At 35.8% G+C, this 16,446-nt stretch carries 16 protein-coding genes and 1 tRNA gene; 13 read left to right on the forward strand and 4 right to left on the reverse strand.

All coding sequences use genetic code 11. The features are described 5' to 3' along the window. Window positions 1-11: 11 nt before the first annotated feature. The 5 genes from ACPF9A_RS05550 to ACPF9A_RS05570 are packed head-to-tail and all read left to right on the forward strand — an operon-like array spanning window position 12 to window position 3,147. A complete protein-coding gene (locus tag ACPF9A_RS05550) occupies window positions 12-989 on the forward strand; it encodes a M23 family metallopeptidase (protein WP_133688026.1) in 978 nt (325 codons plus the stop codon). After that, on the forward strand, window positions 989-1,318 hold the full coding sequence (locus tag ACPF9A_RS05555) for a MerR family transcriptional regulator (RefSeq protein ID WP_424002408.1): 330 nt from the start codon (window positions 989-991) through the stop codon (window positions 1,316-1,318). The genes ACPF9A_RS05550 and ACPF9A_RS05555 overlap by 1 nt, the downstream gene beginning before the upstream one ends. Window positions 1,319-1,328: 10 nt before the next feature. Then, on the forward strand, window positions 1,329-1,928 hold the full coding sequence (locus ACPF9A_RS05560) for a LemA family protein (RefSeq protein WP_424002410.1): 600 nt from the start codon (window positions 1,329-1,331) through the stop codon (window positions 1,926-1,928). Window positions 1,929-1,934: 6 nt separating this feature from the next. Then, on the forward strand, window positions 1,935-2,372 hold the full coding sequence (locus ACPF9A_RS05565) for a TPM domain-containing protein (protein ID WP_424002412.1): 438 nt from the start codon (window positions 1,935-1,937) through the stop codon (window positions 2,370-2,372). Continuing rightward, window positions 2,353-3,147 carry a TPM domain-containing protein gene (locus tag ACPF9A_RS05570; protein ID WP_424002414.1) on the forward strand — a complete coding sequence of 265 codons (795 nt, stop codon included), beginning with the start codon at window positions 2,353-2,355 and terminating at the stop codon, window positions 3,145-3,147. The genes ACPF9A_RS05565 and ACPF9A_RS05570 overlap by 20 nt, the downstream gene beginning before the upstream one ends. A gap of 39 nt (window positions 3,148-3,186) precedes the next feature. Here ACPF9A_RS05570 and ACPF9A_RS05575 read toward each other — a convergent pair whose 3' ends face one another. The 4 genes from ACPF9A_RS05575 to ACPF9A_RS05590 form a co-directional block, all read right to left on the reverse strand. Then, a complete protein-coding gene (locus ACPF9A_RS05575; RefSeq protein ID WP_424002416.1) occupies window positions 3,187-5,532 on the reverse strand; it encodes a hypothetical protein in 2,346 nt (781 codons plus the stop codon). A 39-nt stretch (window positions 5,533-5,571) separates the two neighbouring features. Beyond that, entirely contained in the window at window positions 5,572-6,876 is a 1,305-nt protein-coding gene (gene der, locus ACPF9A_RS05580) for a ribosome biogenesis GTPase Der (RefSeq protein WP_424002418.1), read from the reverse strand. Between the two features lie 83 nt (window positions 6,877-6,959). Further along, window positions 6,960-7,844 (reverse strand): GTPase Era, encoded by an 885-nt coding sequence (gene era / locus ACPF9A_RS05585; RefSeq protein ID WP_424002420.1) that lies wholly within the window; start codon window positions 7,842-7,844, stop codon window positions 6,960-6,962. After that, entirely contained in the window at window positions 7,831-9,195 is a 1,365-nt protein-coding gene (locus ACPF9A_RS05590) for an alanine/glycine:cation symporter family protein (RefSeq protein ID WP_424002422.1), read from the reverse strand. Before ACPF9A_RS05590 ends, era begins: the two co-directional genes overlap by 14 nt. 194 nt (window positions 9,196-9,389) lie before the next feature. Between ACPF9A_RS05590 and ACPF9A_RS05595 the strand changes: the two genes are divergently transcribed. The 8 genes from ACPF9A_RS05595 to ACPF9A_RS05630 all read left to right on the forward strand — a co-directional run bounded on the left by ACPF9A_RS05595 (window position 9,390) and on the right by ACPF9A_RS05630 (window position 15,881). Further along, a tRNA-Met gene (locus ACPF9A_RS05595) sits at window positions 9,390-9,462 on the forward strand. A 370-nt stretch (window positions 9,463-9,832) separates the two neighbouring features. Next, on the forward strand, window positions 9,833-10,669 hold the full coding sequence (locus ACPF9A_RS05600; RefSeq protein ID WP_424002424.1) for a DUF932 domain-containing protein: 837 nt from the start codon (window positions 9,833-9,835) through the stop codon (window positions 10,667-10,669). 754 nt (window positions 10,670-11,423) lie between these two features. Next, complete coding sequence (locus ACPF9A_RS05605; protein WP_424002426.1) at window positions 11,424-11,768, forward strand: single-stranded DNA-binding protein; 345 nt, start codon at window positions 11,424-11,426, stop codon at window positions 11,766-11,768. Between the two features lie 77 nt (window positions 11,769-11,845). Next, on the forward strand, window positions 11,846-12,226 hold the full coding sequence (locus ACPF9A_RS05610) for a DUF6876 family protein (protein ID WP_424002428.1): 381 nt from the start codon (window positions 11,846-11,848) through the stop codon (window positions 12,224-12,226). A gap of 12 nt (window positions 12,227-12,238) precedes the next feature. After that, window positions 12,239-12,436, forward strand: a complete 198-nt coding sequence (locus ACPF9A_RS05615) for a hypothetical protein (protein ID WP_424002430.1) — start codon at window positions 12,239-12,241, stop codon at window positions 12,434-12,436. Between the two features lie 432 nt (window positions 12,437-12,868). Continuing rightward, window positions 12,869-13,249: a BfmA/BtgA family mobilization protein gene (locus ACPF9A_RS05620; RefSeq protein WP_424002432.1), complete on the forward strand. Its 381-nt coding sequence runs from the start codon at window positions 12,869-12,871 to the stop codon at window positions 13,247-13,249. An 11-nt stretch (window positions 13,250-13,260) separates the two neighbouring features. Then, window positions 13,261-14,292, forward strand: coding sequence for a MobB family relaxase (gene mobB / locus ACPF9A_RS05625; protein ID WP_424002434.1), 1,032 nt, complete (start codon window positions 13,261-13,263; stop codon window positions 14,290-14,292). Window positions 14,293-14,297: 5 nt separating this feature from the next. Continuing rightward, window positions 14,298-15,881, forward strand: coding sequence for a type IV secretory system conjugative DNA transfer family protein (locus ACPF9A_RS05630; protein ID WP_424002436.1), 1,584 nt, complete (start codon window positions 14,298-14,300; stop codon window positions 15,879-15,881). Window positions 15,882-16,446 lie beyond the last annotated feature (565 nt).

Below are 16,446 nucleotides of genomic sequence, written 5' to 3' on the forward strand. Positions count from 1 at the left end.
AAATAACATACATGTCTAAGGTAAAATACTATTACGACCCAGATACACTGTCGTACCGTAAAATAGAACCCGAAAAATCTAAGCGTTATAGAAATATAACATTCTTTATTTTGGGCGCATGCCTTTTTGGTTTTTTAGGTCTTATTCTTCTTTTAAACACCAATCTTGTTAATACCCCAAGGGAACTTTCTTTATCTCGTGAAGTAAAAAATTACGAGCTACAATACGAGTTATTGAATAAGAAGATGGAACAGATTGAAGAAGTTCTAGGCAATATCGAAGAACGAGACAATAATATTTACCGTTTATATTTTGAAGCTAACCCTATACCAGACGAACAGCGTAAAGCAGGTTTTGGTGGTATTAATCGCTATAAATCATTAGAGGGATTCAACAATTCTGAAATGATCGTCTCTACAACAAAGAGGTTAGATATTATAAAAAAGCAAATGGCCATTCAATCTAAATCGTTAGATGAGATAACGAAATTGGCAGAAGAGAAAGAAAAATTGTTAATGTCAATACCCGCCATTCAGCCAATAAATAACGAAGACCTTACTCGTATGGCTTCTGGTTACGGCTGGCGTTCAGATCCATTTACAAAGGCTAGAAAAATGCATTATGGTATGGATTTTACAGCGCCAAAAGGCACTCCGATTTATGCTGCAGGTGATGGTAAAATAACGCGTGCAGATAATAATTCTTCTGGTTATGGAAAGCATATTCGTATTGAACACGGATATGGCTACTTGAGTCTTTATGCTCACTTGAGTGAGTATAATGTTAAACCAGGACAAAAAGTTAAACGTGGCGATCTTATCGGGTTTGTAGGAAGCACAGGTCGTTCAGAAGCACCTCATCTACATTACGAGGTGTGGAAAGAAAATGACAGAATAAATCCGATCAATTTCTATTATGGAAGTTTATCTCCTGAAGAATTTGAAAACATGTTGAAATTCGCGAATCAAGAAAACCAATCATTGGATTAATGCAGATAGATCTCCCAGAAAAAAGATATTATGGTATTGGCGAAGTTGCCAATGCCTTTGGCGTAAACGCTTCACTAATTCGTTTTTGGGAGAAAGAATTCGATGTGCTGCAACCTAAGAAAAATGCAAAGGGAAATAGAAAATTTACCCCCCAAGACATTAAAAACCTTCAATTAATATATCATTTGGTAAAAGAAAGAGGTTTTACCCTCGACGGCGCCAAAACCCACTTAAAAGAAGAAAAGCAGAAAACATTGTCTAATTTTGACATCATTCAAAAATTAGAACGCGTTAAAGCAGAACTCAATAAAATTAAAGACCAATTATAACACAACCATTATGAAAAAAGGACTTATTGCATTAATCGTCATCGCTGTCATAGCATTCGGACTATACCAATGGGGCGTTGGCTTCAACAATACCGCTGTTGCTTTAAAAGAAACATCGACAAAAACTTGGGCAAACGTAGAAAGCGCATACCAACGTAGAAACGATTTAATAGGCAACCTTGTTAAAACAGTACAAGGTGCTGCAGATTTTGAAAGAGGAACGTTGACAGATGTTATCGAAGCTAGAGCGAAAGCAACTTCGGTTAGCATTGATCCATCTAACATTACACCTGAGCAATTAGCACAGTTCAATCAAGCACAAAGCGGACTTAGTAGTGCACTGAGTAGATTGCTAGTGACCGTTGAACGTTACCCTGACCTAAAAGCAAACCAAAACTTTCTAGAGCTACAGTCGCAATTAGAAGGTACAGAGAATAGAATAAATGTTGCAAGAGATAGATTTAACGCTACCGTTGAACCTTATAACCTTCACATTAAAAAATTCCCGAATTCTATTTTGGCAGGTATTTTCAACTTTAGCGAACTAGCTTATTATAAAGCAGATGCAGGTTCTGAAAATGCACCAGATGTTGATTTTGATTTTGATTAATAACCTATGTCAAGAGTAGAAGATTTTTTATCGGCAGCAGAAGAGCAAGAGGTAGTACATGCTATTCTTAAAGCAGAAAAGGATACCTCTGGCGAAATTAGGGTACATATTGAGGCACATACTCGTAAAGATCATTACGAGCGCGCTAAAGAGGTATTTCATTTATTAAAAATGGATAATACCAAACAAGAAAACGGAGTCTTGATTTATGTTGCCGTAAATGACAAGAAATTTGTTATCTGTGGAGACAAAGGTATTGACAATGTGGTACCTAAAGATTTTTGGCAGACTACTAGAAATAGCATTCAAACACATTTTGAAAAAGGAGCTTTTAAAGACGGTCTTGTTGCCGGTGTTTTAAAAGCTGGCGAAGAATTAAGAAGTCATTTCCCGTGGCAATCAGATGACACCAACGAATTAAGCAATGAAATATCTAAAGGCTAGCCTTTTACTACTTTTTCTTTGGTGCGCACCGTTATGGAGTCAGTTCGAAATACCTGAAAAACCTGCATTACAGACCAGTGTTTACGATTTCACCAATCTTCTAAGCGACCAACAAAAAGTGGCTTTAAGCCAAAAATTGGTTCGCTACTCTGATAGCACCTCAACACAAATTGTAGTTACGATAATCGCCAGTACCAATGGTGAAGACATTAATTACCTCGGGGCAAATTGGGGTCAAAAATGGGGAATTGGGCAAGATGGAAAAGACAATGGTATTCTACTGATTCTAGCAGAAAATGACCGAAAAGTTGCTATAAGTACCGGTTACGGTGTAGAAGGCTCACTTACTGATGCCCTTTCGAAAAGAATTATTGAAAATGTAATTCTCCCAGAATTTAGGGTCGGTAATTATTATGGTGGACTAGATAAAGGGTCTGATGTAATTTTTCAAGTCTTAAACGGTGAATTTCAAGAAGAAAGAACCTTTGGAGAAAACGAAGGTTTCCCACTATCATCGATACTGCCATTTATTATTTTTATCGTAATACTGTTTATTCTTTGGAGTCGTAAAAATGATAATAACGACGGCAACGGCGGCAGAAAGCGTGGCGGATTGAGTCCGTGGGACATGATTATTCTCAGCAATATGGGTCGTTCTAATGGCTCTGGCGGATTCGGAGGAAGCAGTGGAGGCGGAAGCTTTGGCGGTGGCGGATTCGGAGGTGGTTTCGGCGGCGGCGGCTTTGGCGGCGGTGGAGCTTCTGGGGGTTGGTAGATGTTGGCTGTTGGCTGTTGGCTAAAACTGAAAAAAATACTAGTTATCTACCTCTGATTTTAAATCGATTTTCTTTTCAATAGAAATAAGAGTACCATCTTCACTTATACCTTCTACAAAAACTTTTACACCCTCTTGATTTTTTAAAGGCACTTTAATAGTAAATGGCTCTTTTGAGTTGATTGGAATATTCGATTTCCAATATAAAGCTCCGTACTTTTTGAATACTATTGATTCATAATCCTCATAACCCGGATTGAAATACTCGTTTGGCTTTGCATATCCGTAACGAATGAATTGCCTTATGTACTGATTTCTATTCTCAGGTAAAACATACACATTATCTTTTAGCAGGATCGAAACAAAGGTATTTTTTCTCGCGTCATGTACAATAGTTTGAACTCTGCTTAGCGGCATATTTAATGCAATTTCTTCACCCCTACCAATACCAACAACATAAAGTGGAACAATAAGATTTAAGCCTGTACTTAAATCTATTGACTTAGACTTCACAACGGTTTTACCATTTACATCACCACCTATAAGAAATCCTAATTTTCGAAGGTAGCTAGAAATACTTAGATATCGTTTTATCTCATAATCTCCAATCTGCCTCCCCTCTATTTCTGCAGAATTTATTTTCAGGCTATTGTCTTTCCATTTATTAGCCTTAACAACTGCTTCATTTAAGACAATGACACTATCTTTTCGCTTAAAACTTAAAGTCTCATCTTCACTATATGGATTTAAAGAATTGATAGTTCGTTTTGATTTATCTAGATATTTTCCAACGTCAATTTTATTTTCGACCCAAGTAGTATCTACCTGTATTTCTAATTTAGGTTTACGCAAAACCCCTTTCTTTCCTATTAAAGTTACTGCTAACGAATCATTCTCATATAAAGCCATATGCGTTTCAAATGTCTTATCACTTCGCAATTGCTCGTAATTAATAGTTTTCGATACATCGGTTATTAACAGCACTTGATTTTCTTCAGTTAAATCGGCATTAGGCACTCTACCTTTCACTGATATTCCTTTCTCCGATTCAAATCGAATATTATCATTGATCATCAAACTATCTTCCCAATCATACTTACCCCAACCTTCAATCATTAATTTAATGTCGAGGTCATAATTCTGAAATCCATTAAAATCGGAAAACTGATATTTGTAATTTGACCAACCATTTACATAAGGTGTAATCAAAAAAGAACTCGTTAAAGAGTATTGAGGATTATATGCTTTGGTATCTAAAGGTAAAACAGAAACACTCAAATTATATTCTAAAGACTGAGCCAATAGCTTCGAAAAAGACAATTCTAGTGAATCTCTAGAAGTATTTAATTGATGTCTAACGTTGATTTCTGTAACCCTACTGCTCTTATCTGAATGATTGTAAAACAGTCTATATGCTATTGGTCTTTGTCGTTCATCAAATAAAATAGCTTTATTAACACCATACGGAATTGATTCTCTATCTATGGACACTGCAAGTTGATTCTTATTTACAACCCAATCTTGTATAAAAACAGAATCTTCTTGAACAATTGCTAAAGAATAGGCTTTATTATTATTCTTAGAGAGCGATTCTTCTGACAATACAAGTTTTGCTAAAAACTGATTACTACCTGTATTATCGATACTTAACCCAATTCTGCCAAAAGACTTTTTAAGAGGAACGTTAGATATCTCTCCGTATGAATTCTGAATTTCGAAAAAGTAATTTAGATTTTCTTTTATAAAGAATCCAATTTTACCAAAACCTTCATCACCAATACTTATGCTAGAAACCAAAACCTCGCCATTATCATCCAATAATTTAATAATTGGTTTATGATCACCAAAATTATTCTTTAAGTAAATTCCTATATAATTAAATGCTCCGCTTATTAAAGATCCGCCTTCTGGGTAAAAGTTCAATTCAATTTTGGGCGTAACTTTAATTTCATTATCAGTAGCATTGCCAAGAATTTCGATTTGCTGTTGAAAAGGCTCTAATTTTTCAAAATTTCTTAAATAATTGGTCCAAGCAATTATATGATATGACCCTTTTTCAAAGGCACTGTCAATTTCAAAATCACCATATGCGAGTCCTTTATCGACCTTTAATAATTTTCGATACATTTCCTTTCCAAAATCATCATAAATACCCACATGAAGATTTTCGGTAATAGCGGAAGGTAGTAGTGTTTTTTGATTTTGAATATAGGCAGTAAACCACACATGTTCACCAGAAGAAAATGAAGTCTTATTTAAATGGAGGTGTATATTTTCGAGGAGCTGATTAGAATCATTAACCGTTGTTAGAAGCTCTTTTTCTTCTTGAGAGAAGCCCCAAAATGTAAAAGCAAATAATAAATAAATAACTGTATTTTTCTGCATCAAATTTTGAATTCAACTACAGAAAAATACAAAAAATATTTACTTCTTCCTCATAAACACAGTGATAGGCACCCCAGTGAAGTCGTATTCTTCACGTATCTTATTTTCAAGATAACGCTTGTAAGGCTCGCGTACATATTGCGGCAGGTTACAGAAGAATGCAAACTGCGGATACGGAGTCGGTAATTGTGTACAGAATTTAATTTTAACGAATTTACCTTTATATGCCGGTGGCGGATAATTTTCTATTATCGGCAACATCGTCTCATTAAATTTTCTGGTAATTATTTTCTTATTTCTATTATTATAAACTTCAACAGCAGTTTCTATCGCTTTGAAAATACGTTGTTTTGTTAATACAGATATAAAAAGAATTGGCACATCTACAAATGGCTCAATAGCTTTTTTAATTTTTTCAGTGTAATGCTTAATGGTATTGGTTTCTTTATCCTCGACCAAATCCCATTTATTCACAAGAATAACAATACCCTTATGATTACGTTGCGCTAACCAAAATATATTCTCTACCTGCCCATCAAAACCTCTTGTTGCATCTAAAAGTAAAATACAAACATCGCAATGTTCGATCGCTCTTACTGAACGCATTACTGAATAAAACTCCAGATCTTCCTTCACCTTAGCTTTACGACGAATACCGGCAGTATCTACCAGGTTGAATTCAAAGCCGAATCTATTGTACTTCGTATCAATACTATCTCTCGTCGTGCCTGCGATATCGGTAACGATATATCGATCTTCACCAATTAACGCATTTATAAAAGAAGATTTACCTGCATTTGGTCTACCTACAACAGCAAATCTTGGTAATTCACTTTTTTCTTCAACTATATCTGGTAATTCTTGTACTAGAGCATCTAATAATTCTCCGGTTCCACCACCATTCATACTTGAAAGCGTATAATATTCTCCTAATCCTAAAGAATAAAATTCAACGGCATCTTCTGCACGTTTCGCATTATCAACTTTGTTAATCGCTAAAAAAACAGGCTTTTTAACTCTTCGAAGTAACTTAGCAACATCTTCATCCATACCGGTAACACCGGTCTCTACATCTACCATAAAAATTATGGCATCGGCCTCTTCAATTGCCAGCTCTACTTGCTTATCGATCTCTTTTTCGAAAACATCATCACTACCAAGAACATACCCACCTGTATCAATAACCGAAAATTCTTTGCCGTTCCAATCACTTTTTCCATAATGACGATCACGCGTAACACCACTTACTGCGTCAACAATAGCTTCACGTCTCTGTATCAAACGATTAAAAAAAGTAGACTTACCTACATTAGGTCTTCCTACAATGGCAACAATAGCACTCATAGCTTAAATTTGGCGCAAAGGTAGTACAATCCAAACAATAGTTGCCTGATTACCTTAGGTATATAAACGAAAGAATAATTTGTTTATTTATTATACCCGAATCTTCTTAACTGCTTGGCATCACTTCGCCAATTTTTATTCACTTTTACATACAATTCTATATGCACCTGTTTACCAAAGAATTTTTCTAGGTCTTTTCTCGATTCTACACCTACTTTTTTCAATGCTGCACCTTTATGACCTATGATAATCCCCTTTTGAGAATCTCTTTCAACCATAATTACCGAACGCATGCGAATAATGTCTTCATCTTCAAAAAACTCTTCTGTTTCAATTTCTACTGAATACGGAATTTCTTTTTTGTAGTTCAATAAGATTTTCTCGCGGATAGTTTCATTTACAAAGAAACGCTCTGGTTTATCGGTTAATTGATCCTTAGGATAATAAGCAGGTGACATCGGCAATAATTCGATAATACGTTCGAATACGCCTTTTATATTAAAATTGGATAATGCAGAAATAGGATGCAACTCAACACTAGGCAACATTTCTTGCCAATACTGCACTTGCTCTTCTAACAACTCTTGCGTAGCTGTATCTACCTTGTTTAATAGCAATAAAACAGGAATTTTACTATTCTTTATTTTCTCAAAGAATGCTTCATCTTTCAATGCCTTCTCGCCTATCTCAACCATATAAAGAAGTACATCGGCATCTTCGAACGCAGATTTTACGAAATCCATCATACTGCTTTGAAGCTGATATGCTGGTTTAATAATACCAGGAGTATCAGAAAGAATCATTTGAAAATCATCCCCATTTACAATTCCTAAAATACGATGTCTGGTCGTTTGTGCCTTTGATGTAATTATGGATAATTTTTCACCCACAAAAGCATTCATCAACGTTGATTTACCAACATTAGGATTACCAATAATATTTACGAAGCCTGCCTTATGATCTGCCATCCTTATACTTAATTATATATTTCTTCAATTCTACGTTTACCTTTGGAGCCAACAAAAGTACGGCAATCATATTGGGTATTACCATTAGTGCATAAGACAAATCAATTAAATTCTTTACCAACTCTAATGATGCCACTGCAGCAAAGACAATCATAATTACAAAATACCAGTTGTAAAACTTACCGATTTTGGCATTTGTCAAGAATGACAATGATTTTACTCCATAATAAGAATATGTAAATAAGGTAGATAATGCAAAGGCCGTTACGATAACCATTAGCAGCACATCGCCCCAACCAAACAAGGTTCTTTCAAAAGCGGATAACGTCATGACTATACCACTAGAATCTTCTAAATAAGCCCCACTTAATATGATAACGATTGCCGTAAACGTACATACCAATATGGTATCGATAAACGGACCTAGCATAGCCACAAGACCCTCGCGAATAGGTTCATCATTTTTAGATTGCCCATGATACATTGGCGCACTACCTAAACCTGCCTCATTAGAAAACATCGCCCTACGAACCCCAATAATAACAAGACCCCAAAAGCCGCCGGTTGCCAGCGATTTAAAATTCCAAGCTTCTGTAATTATCATTTTCAAGGCTGGTAGTATTTGCTCTGAATTCAGCGCCATTACCACTATTACCGCTATTAAATATACCGCTACCATAAAAGGCACGATAGCAGATGCTACTTTAGCTATATTTTTTAAACCTCCAAAAATTACCAAAGAAGTTATGACAGCTAAAAAAATACCTACTGTCCATTTCCAATTTACCTCACTCATTTCAAATAATGTAGATGATGGTTTAACTACACTCATGAATGTCTCTGTAAATTGATTTGCCGTAAAAACACCTAAAAATCCGAATAGACCACAAACAGCAAAAAATATAGCTAACGGTCGAGCTTTTTCACCTAGTCCTTTGGTGATGTAGAACATTGGCCCGCCTTGTAAATTACCCTCAGAATCTGTTCCTCGATACATAATTGCCAAACTACAAGAGTAAAATTTTATACACATACCAATTAAAGCGGTCATCCAGATCCAGAAAACCACACCCGGACCACCATCATGTATTGCGATGGCAACTCCTGAGATATTCCCTAACCCGACCGTAGCAGCAACGGCTGCCGATAAAGCCTGAAAAGAACTTACATCTCCTTTTGAGTCTTTATTATCATATTTACCCGCTGTAATTGCAATCGCATGACCGAAAAAACGATACGGCATTAGTTTTGAATAGAAGACAAGAAAGAGTCCGCCCCCTATTAATAGAAGGAACATTGGCCACTCTGTATACGGTAGTGCGCTGGCTATAAAGTCGTTAATTGTATCCATAGAATTGTAAAAAACCGAAGTTATGGATTTAATGTTTTTTAAAAGATAATGCCCTTAAAAAATATTATTTAAATAAGTTTTGAATATAGAGAAAATGTATTGTATATTTGCAGCCCGTTACAAATAGTAGCGCACCTTTATCTCGTCAGCTTAATGACCTGAAGTCGCAAGACAAGTGAGATAAAAACCCATATCGCGGGGTAGAGCAGTAGGTAGCTCGTCGGGCTCATAACCCGAAGGTCGCTGGTTCGAGTCCAGTCCCCGCTACTAATAAAATCAAGCCTTTCAAGAAATTGAGAGGCTTTTTTTATGCTCTGGGTACAACATAGGTACAACATTAAGGTATTTTAATTGCAACATTTGTATTAATGACTATTACCACTCTTTGCGCTTAAACTCTATGAATTCTCTGATAAAATAATTAATTTAAAGAAGTTGCAACCTCAATTCTTCGTTAGAGAGGTTTATTATCATACAGTATACACGCAAGGTAAACTCGTAAAATACACCCATCGAAAGACTACGGCATAAAGCCACCGCTTCTTCCCTTACTTATTTATTCCGTTTCCTTTTGAACTGAGATTTTATCTTCCGTTTGGGTTAAGCTCAAATATTGTTTAATCTAAATTCAAAAGTTATGTATTTACAAAATTTACAGCAGGATGAAATCTTTGTTCCATCAGAAATGAAATCCTTAAAAACCTTGACACAGATGGAATCACGACGTGGACTTGAAAACGTTATAATTTTTAATGGGAAGATTGTTAATGTAGTATCGAACAGTTACGGACACATTCCAAACCAATTGTTCTTCAAGAAAGCTGAAGAAATGTTGATGGATGCACAACTGAACTTTCACAAACGTACTATCAATAAAAATGATAGGTCTTTCATTACAGACTTTATCATCGACGACAAAAGTCAGTTTACCGTAAAGAACGATAAGGACTTGATACTGCCGATGCTTCGGTTCAAAAACTCTTATGACGGAAGTGAAAAGACTTCTGGACACTTCGGATTTTATAGAGAAGTATGTTCTAATGGTTTGCACGTTTCTCAAGCCGAAATAGATTTTTCCATCAAGCATAGTAAGAATAATACACATCTTATAATGCCGAGACTGAACAACCTATTCGACAAGTTTCTGAACAATGAGTTCTACACCATTACCAAGAAATTTGATAAGATGAAAGAGTTTCAAATTATCGATACACAGGAATTTGTAAAAGCAATTCTTGATAAAACGAAACTCTTTAGATATGAATGTAGCGACAAGAACAGCGACCCTTCGAAAAAATCTCGTGAAGTCCTGGAAATTCTGAATTATGAAGCATTGTTACTAAACGAGGAACCTAATTTGTGGTTAGGTTACAATGCTTTTAATGCAGTTTTGCACAACACGCTGAAGAAAAGCTTTGGCCAACAAGAACGATTGAACAAGAAATTGTTTAATGAAATTTATGAAATGTCCTAAAGCCAATAGGTTCATCCAGTACCTTAAATTGGATTTTTTTGTGCTTGCTACTTATAGGTTTAAAAGCAATACCGTTCAGCACATTCCCCTACATTCCACGAAAAGCTACATACCGAGAAAAGAGCTTCACTACAAATATCTTGGACACAATCCCCAATTTCAGCTTTCCATTCCGTTAACCCTTCCCGATGCTCTGGGAAGGAACACTGCATTCCCGAGCCAAAATCGTGAATCAAGTCCGCTTTTTCAACGGAAAGTCATCACCTCGATTTTCTTAACAGGATTATCGGTGAAGTCTTCTTGAGCCTTCACTCGAAAATCCTTAAAAACCGAACCGCTGACTTGCAGATTTTAAGGGGTTTATAATGGATAAAGTCTTTGTTGTTTTTCGGTACAACGAAAAACAGGCACGGCATAACTAATTCTAATTTAACCACAGCTACTTATTTCGCTTAACTGCCGGTACGCTCAAACGCAACTGCGTTTAAAAGAATTGCTAATGCCCTTATGGAACTTGTCAAGACTATACAAGTTTTAGTGAAAAATAAGGTTTCTACTTCCTTGAAAACCCTAGGGTTTTACTACGTCGCAAACACACCTGATTTATTCCCTAAAAGTCTTGACAAAACCCACTCTATCCATTGTGCGGTGCACAGAAGAAAAGAACAAACACCCCTTAAAATTTAATTCAGTTTAAAACAAATAGGGGAAATATAAACCAGTCTGTAAGAAAGCAGACACAAATCTTTTTATTATGAGTACTATTAGAAATCACGTACAGTTAATTGGAAACGTTGGACAAGAACCAACCATTACGAACCTTGAAAGCGGAAAGAAAGTAGCACGCTTTTCACTCGCCACAAACGAGTATTACAAAGACAGCAGAGGCGAAAAGCAAACGGACACCAACTGGCATACCGTAGTAGCTTGGGGCAAGACTGCTGAAATCGTTGAGAAATTTGTCGAAAAAGGCAAAGAAGTTGGAATATCGGGAAAACTTAAAACCCGAAGCTATACAACTGATGATAACGAACAACGCTTTGTTACCGAAGTTATAGCCGATGAAATCCTATTACTTGGAAGCAAAAGCGATAAGTAATCTTATAAAAGAAAAAGGGCGCACCTGTCGAAAGTTTCGCCCTCTTTTTCATTATTCACACATTAAATATATGTACAATGAAAGCACAAGTTAACGAAATAAAAGAGCGATTGCAATATTTTAGTGGAACAGAAATGTTTTATCAAATCCCATTATTGCGAACCCGTTTTACGGACGGATTGAAATACTTATCCGAAGTAGCAGAATGTTTTTGGCTCATTACAGACACATCCGTAATTGCAAAAAGTCTGATAAACCGAAGCGAATTTATCACAATCGACTTTAAAAGATTGTCCGAAGAAAAACAGGATTATTCGGGATATGAAGCCGAGATAATTTACAGCGATGGCAATGATAATATTTTGGAAAAGCAAGGATATAGAGCAACCGATTTTCCACTCGATGAACTGCGGTTATTTTTTGTAAATGATACGCTGATGTTACCAAGCGAATATTAAAATTTTGAAGCTATGATGTATATTAAATTTCAAGATTTAAGCGAGGAAAAACAAGAGGAACTTTTACAGGTTTCGAGAGAACACGTAACACATCTTTATGGGGAATCCATAAAAAAATATGTGGAAGAAACTGGTGCAAATTATGAAAACTTGATTGACGAGGAAATGATTAAAAACTTATACACTTATAATTTCGTTTTCAACATTTAGCACTATTATATAGAGCAACGAACACCTCTAAAATTTTAGAGGTGTTTTTCTATGTAATTAACATATAGTCAAGAAAAAAACGTATCTTTATTTCGCTGAAATTCAGCGTTCAAATTTAAGTACGGTTATCCACTTTTCGACTTTCGCCGATAACCGTACACATCGAAAAATAACATATCGGAAAATCATTTTCCCTGAAAATGGCAATCGGCTTTTTAGCCGGATTGTATGGATTTTTGTCACGCTTGCGCGTGACGAAAAGGAATAGCAAGAGGGTAACACGCTGCGCGATGTTTCGGATTCCTTTTCGTTTTCAAATAGCTGATTACCAGCGATTTGAATCTATTTTAATTTCCTGACAATCAGAGATTTGGGACAAACAGGCTGTAAATGCCCATTTTTAGGTAAGAATTTGCGACAAATTGGCGAAATATGGACTCATTTATTGGAATTAGATTTAAAAAGGAAACTGCAAAACGTTTCCAAACTTTCTCACGCACTTACTTCAAATCGCACACCGAGGCAATGTCCACGATGCTTGATTTTTTCTTCTACAACGAGATATCGCCAAAGGAAAAATTGGGACCAACTGGACGTACCATTGAAGCTAAATTACTCAAAAGAATCAATGCAGTTATTGCCATAATGCGAGATGTTGAAAAGACACAGACCAAACCTACGGTGGCTATGATTCAATCTCTTTTTGAAACAGAAGAACCAGCAAAAAAACCGCTGATAGTTGAAAAGAAATATGCCGAAGGAAAGAAGGAAGTACGCTTTCGCGAGAAGCAAAATCCAAGTAATCAACTATAAATATTTGAACTATGTATATCACAATCACAGCTCAAAAACTAGGCGGTAATTATAGCCAAAGTTCAGCAGATTTTGTAGGCTATTTAGAGAAAGAAAATGAAGGTTTAGAACAACGAGATATGGAACATTTTTTCAATCAATATGGCGATGAAATTTCCGCTGAAGAAGTGGTCAAAGAAATTGATGGAAATACCGCAAAATTAAAAAAGAAAGAACCCAAGTTTTATTCGATTACAGTCAGTCCTTCAAAGTATGAATTGCAAAAACTTCAGAACAATAGCCAAGATTTAAAAACGTATACGCGTGAGTTGATGAAGGATTATGTGTCGAGTTTCAACCGTGAAATAAATCGGCGACCTATAACTATTGATGACATAAAATACTATGCGAAAATTGAACATCAACGAACCTTCAAGGGTACGGACTTTCAGATAAAAGAAAACCAACCTTATGCTACAAAAATACTTCAACTCAAAACTGAAATACGAAATGTTCAAGATGGACGAACTGAAGGGAATATTAAAAGGATGAAAAAGGAAATCGCCAAATTGGAACGGCAAGCCCCACATCAACAAAATGGCAAACGGATTGTCCAAGGAATGGCAAAAGACGGAAACCAAAGTCATATTCATATCATCGTGAGCAGAAAAGATGCTTCCAATTCGGTTAGTCTTTCCCCAGGAAGTAAGCACAAAGCTTCAGAAGTTGAAATGCACGGAAAAAAAGTAAAACGTGGTTTTGATAGAGATGCATTTTTCGCGAAAGCTGAAAAAACCTTCGATACAAAATTTGGCTACAAACGCAATTTTGCAGAGACCTACAAAGCAAGAAAAGATTTTGTAAAAAATCCCAACCTCTATTTTGCTGCCTTGATGAAACTACCAGCTAACGAAAAGGCATTAGCCTTCAAAATGATGACGAAAACGGGATTGCCAATCGTTCCCAGCATTCCAGTTAGTCAAGCACAAATTGCGCTTCGGGTTTTCAAACGGTTAAGACGTGGTGCAGAAATAGCAATTAAATCAAGTTCCATCGGAATCTAATACCTATGCAAATAGATAATCTTATAATAGTACTTTCAATTGTTGGTTTAGCCAGTACTGTTTTCTATGGGACATTTCGGATATCAAAATATGCGTTTCTTTTGAATATCATTATACTTTCATTTTTGGTGTTCTACGTTGCTCAAGGAAATAAATTGGTATCTATATTGTTGTATTTGGTTTGTCCGCTACTATTAATTAATACCGGGTTATATGTTTTTCTTCATAAAACCGAAAGTTCAAAAAATGGCGATAGCCAGTACCAAGTAAACTTTGCCACTACCAAGGGAAACTTCAAATTGGATAACATCAAACGTGGTGCATCAGTCATTGGTTCTGCAGGAAGTGGCAAGACCGAAAGTGTAGTTTATGGGTTTCTAAAACACTTCCGGAAAGAAGGTTTTTGTGGAATCATCCACGACTATAAAGATTTTGAATTGACAGAAATGGCATATCCACTTTTTAAGGATAGTGATATCCCATTTAAGGTCATTTCCTTTGATAAAATCATCCATAGGGTAAATCCTATTGCGCCACAATATTTAGAGAACGAGGAAAGCGTTAATGAGGTTTCAAGGGTATTAATTGAAAATCTTTTGGAGCAACGCGAATCTGGTTCAACTGGAACTACCAAATTTTTCAACGACGCAGCTGAAGGTTTGATTGGTGGATTGATTTGGAAATTAAAAACCACCTATCCACAATTCTGTACGCTACCACATTTAATTGCTATTTATCAATTTTTGGATACCGATAGCCTTATCCAATTTCTGGAAACCAACACCACATCGAGAGCAATGGCAGATGCATTTATTAGTGGTAAAGATTCAGATAGACAGACCGCTGGTGTGAAAAGTACGCTAGCCAATGCGCTCAAACGAATTAGTACACAACGGATTTTTATGACATTATCCGCAGACGAAGTGCCATTAAATATTAATAATCTTGAAAATCCCTGCGTGATTTCGATAGTGAACAATCCAAAATTTGAAACTTCGTATTCGCCTGTGATTGCCACTATTATTCACACAATCACCAAGCAAATGAGTGTACGAAATTCAGAACCATCCTTTCTTTTAATGGAAGAAGCGCCTACAATACGACTTTTGAATATGCATCGTATTCCGGCAACATTACGTAGTTATAATATCTCAACTATTTATGTGATGCAGGATAAGATACAGAACGATATGATGTACGGAGATAAGGCGAGTAAAGCCATTTTAAGTAACCTATCCTACCAGTTTTTTGGTAAAGTTAATGACCCAGACACCGCCAAATATTATGAACGCTTTTTTGAAATCATTAAAGACCCAACGAAAAGCATAAGTCGTGGACACAATCTCGATTTTGATACGCGTATCACAACCGGAGAAAAGGAAATTCCAAAGATTAGAGCTGATGTTTTCTTTAGGTTGAAACAAGGCGAGTTTATTACGTATGCTGATGGGAAGGATAAGAAGGTTCAGTTTAAATTAGCTAATATTCAAAAGGAACTTCCGCAAGCGTCAAATCAATTTTCTCAGGCAGATTTAGCGGATAATTTTGAGCGAGTTTATGATGAGGCGCGTTCGATATTTGAAAAGTGACTGTATGTGAGTTAAAGCACCGACGTTCTTTGTACTCTTAGCAAAAAGCGGATTTTGTAAAGAGTGTGGCATTTTTGAAGCATACTTTAATGAGTTTGACTGCAATAACGAAACGAAGCACAACAAGTATAATGTTAAGAGTACATTTAAACAATCCTTTAATTAAACTTTAAAAATTACGACAAGGCGTCCTTACTCGTCTGTTAAATGTACTATTTTCAAATCTGATATTTCTTATTTATAATATGAATTAACAACCCTTTAAAACTAGCACAAAAACAGCACTATCGATAAAAAGTATATAACTCCGATGAACAAAAACGCTATTCAACACTTTTCATCATTTTGACATCATAAAAGCCTCACTTGACAACAAGTGGGTTTTTCTCGTGCCTTTCACTTGTACATTTGTTAGAGAATAAAAACACAAATTGTTATGAACCCTAAGACTAAGAGTTTACTATATTTTACAAGTTTCGTTATAGCTGTATTAAGTTACTATAATATAGAAAATAGCAACATACAAAATACTGAAATAGCAATACATTCACAAGCTCAAGTTTCT

It is taken from the genome of Maribacter sp. IgM3_T14_3 (genome assembly GCF_049603095.1).
GTDB lineage: Bacteria > Bacteroidota > Bacteroidia > Flavobacteriales > Flavobacteriaceae > Maribacter.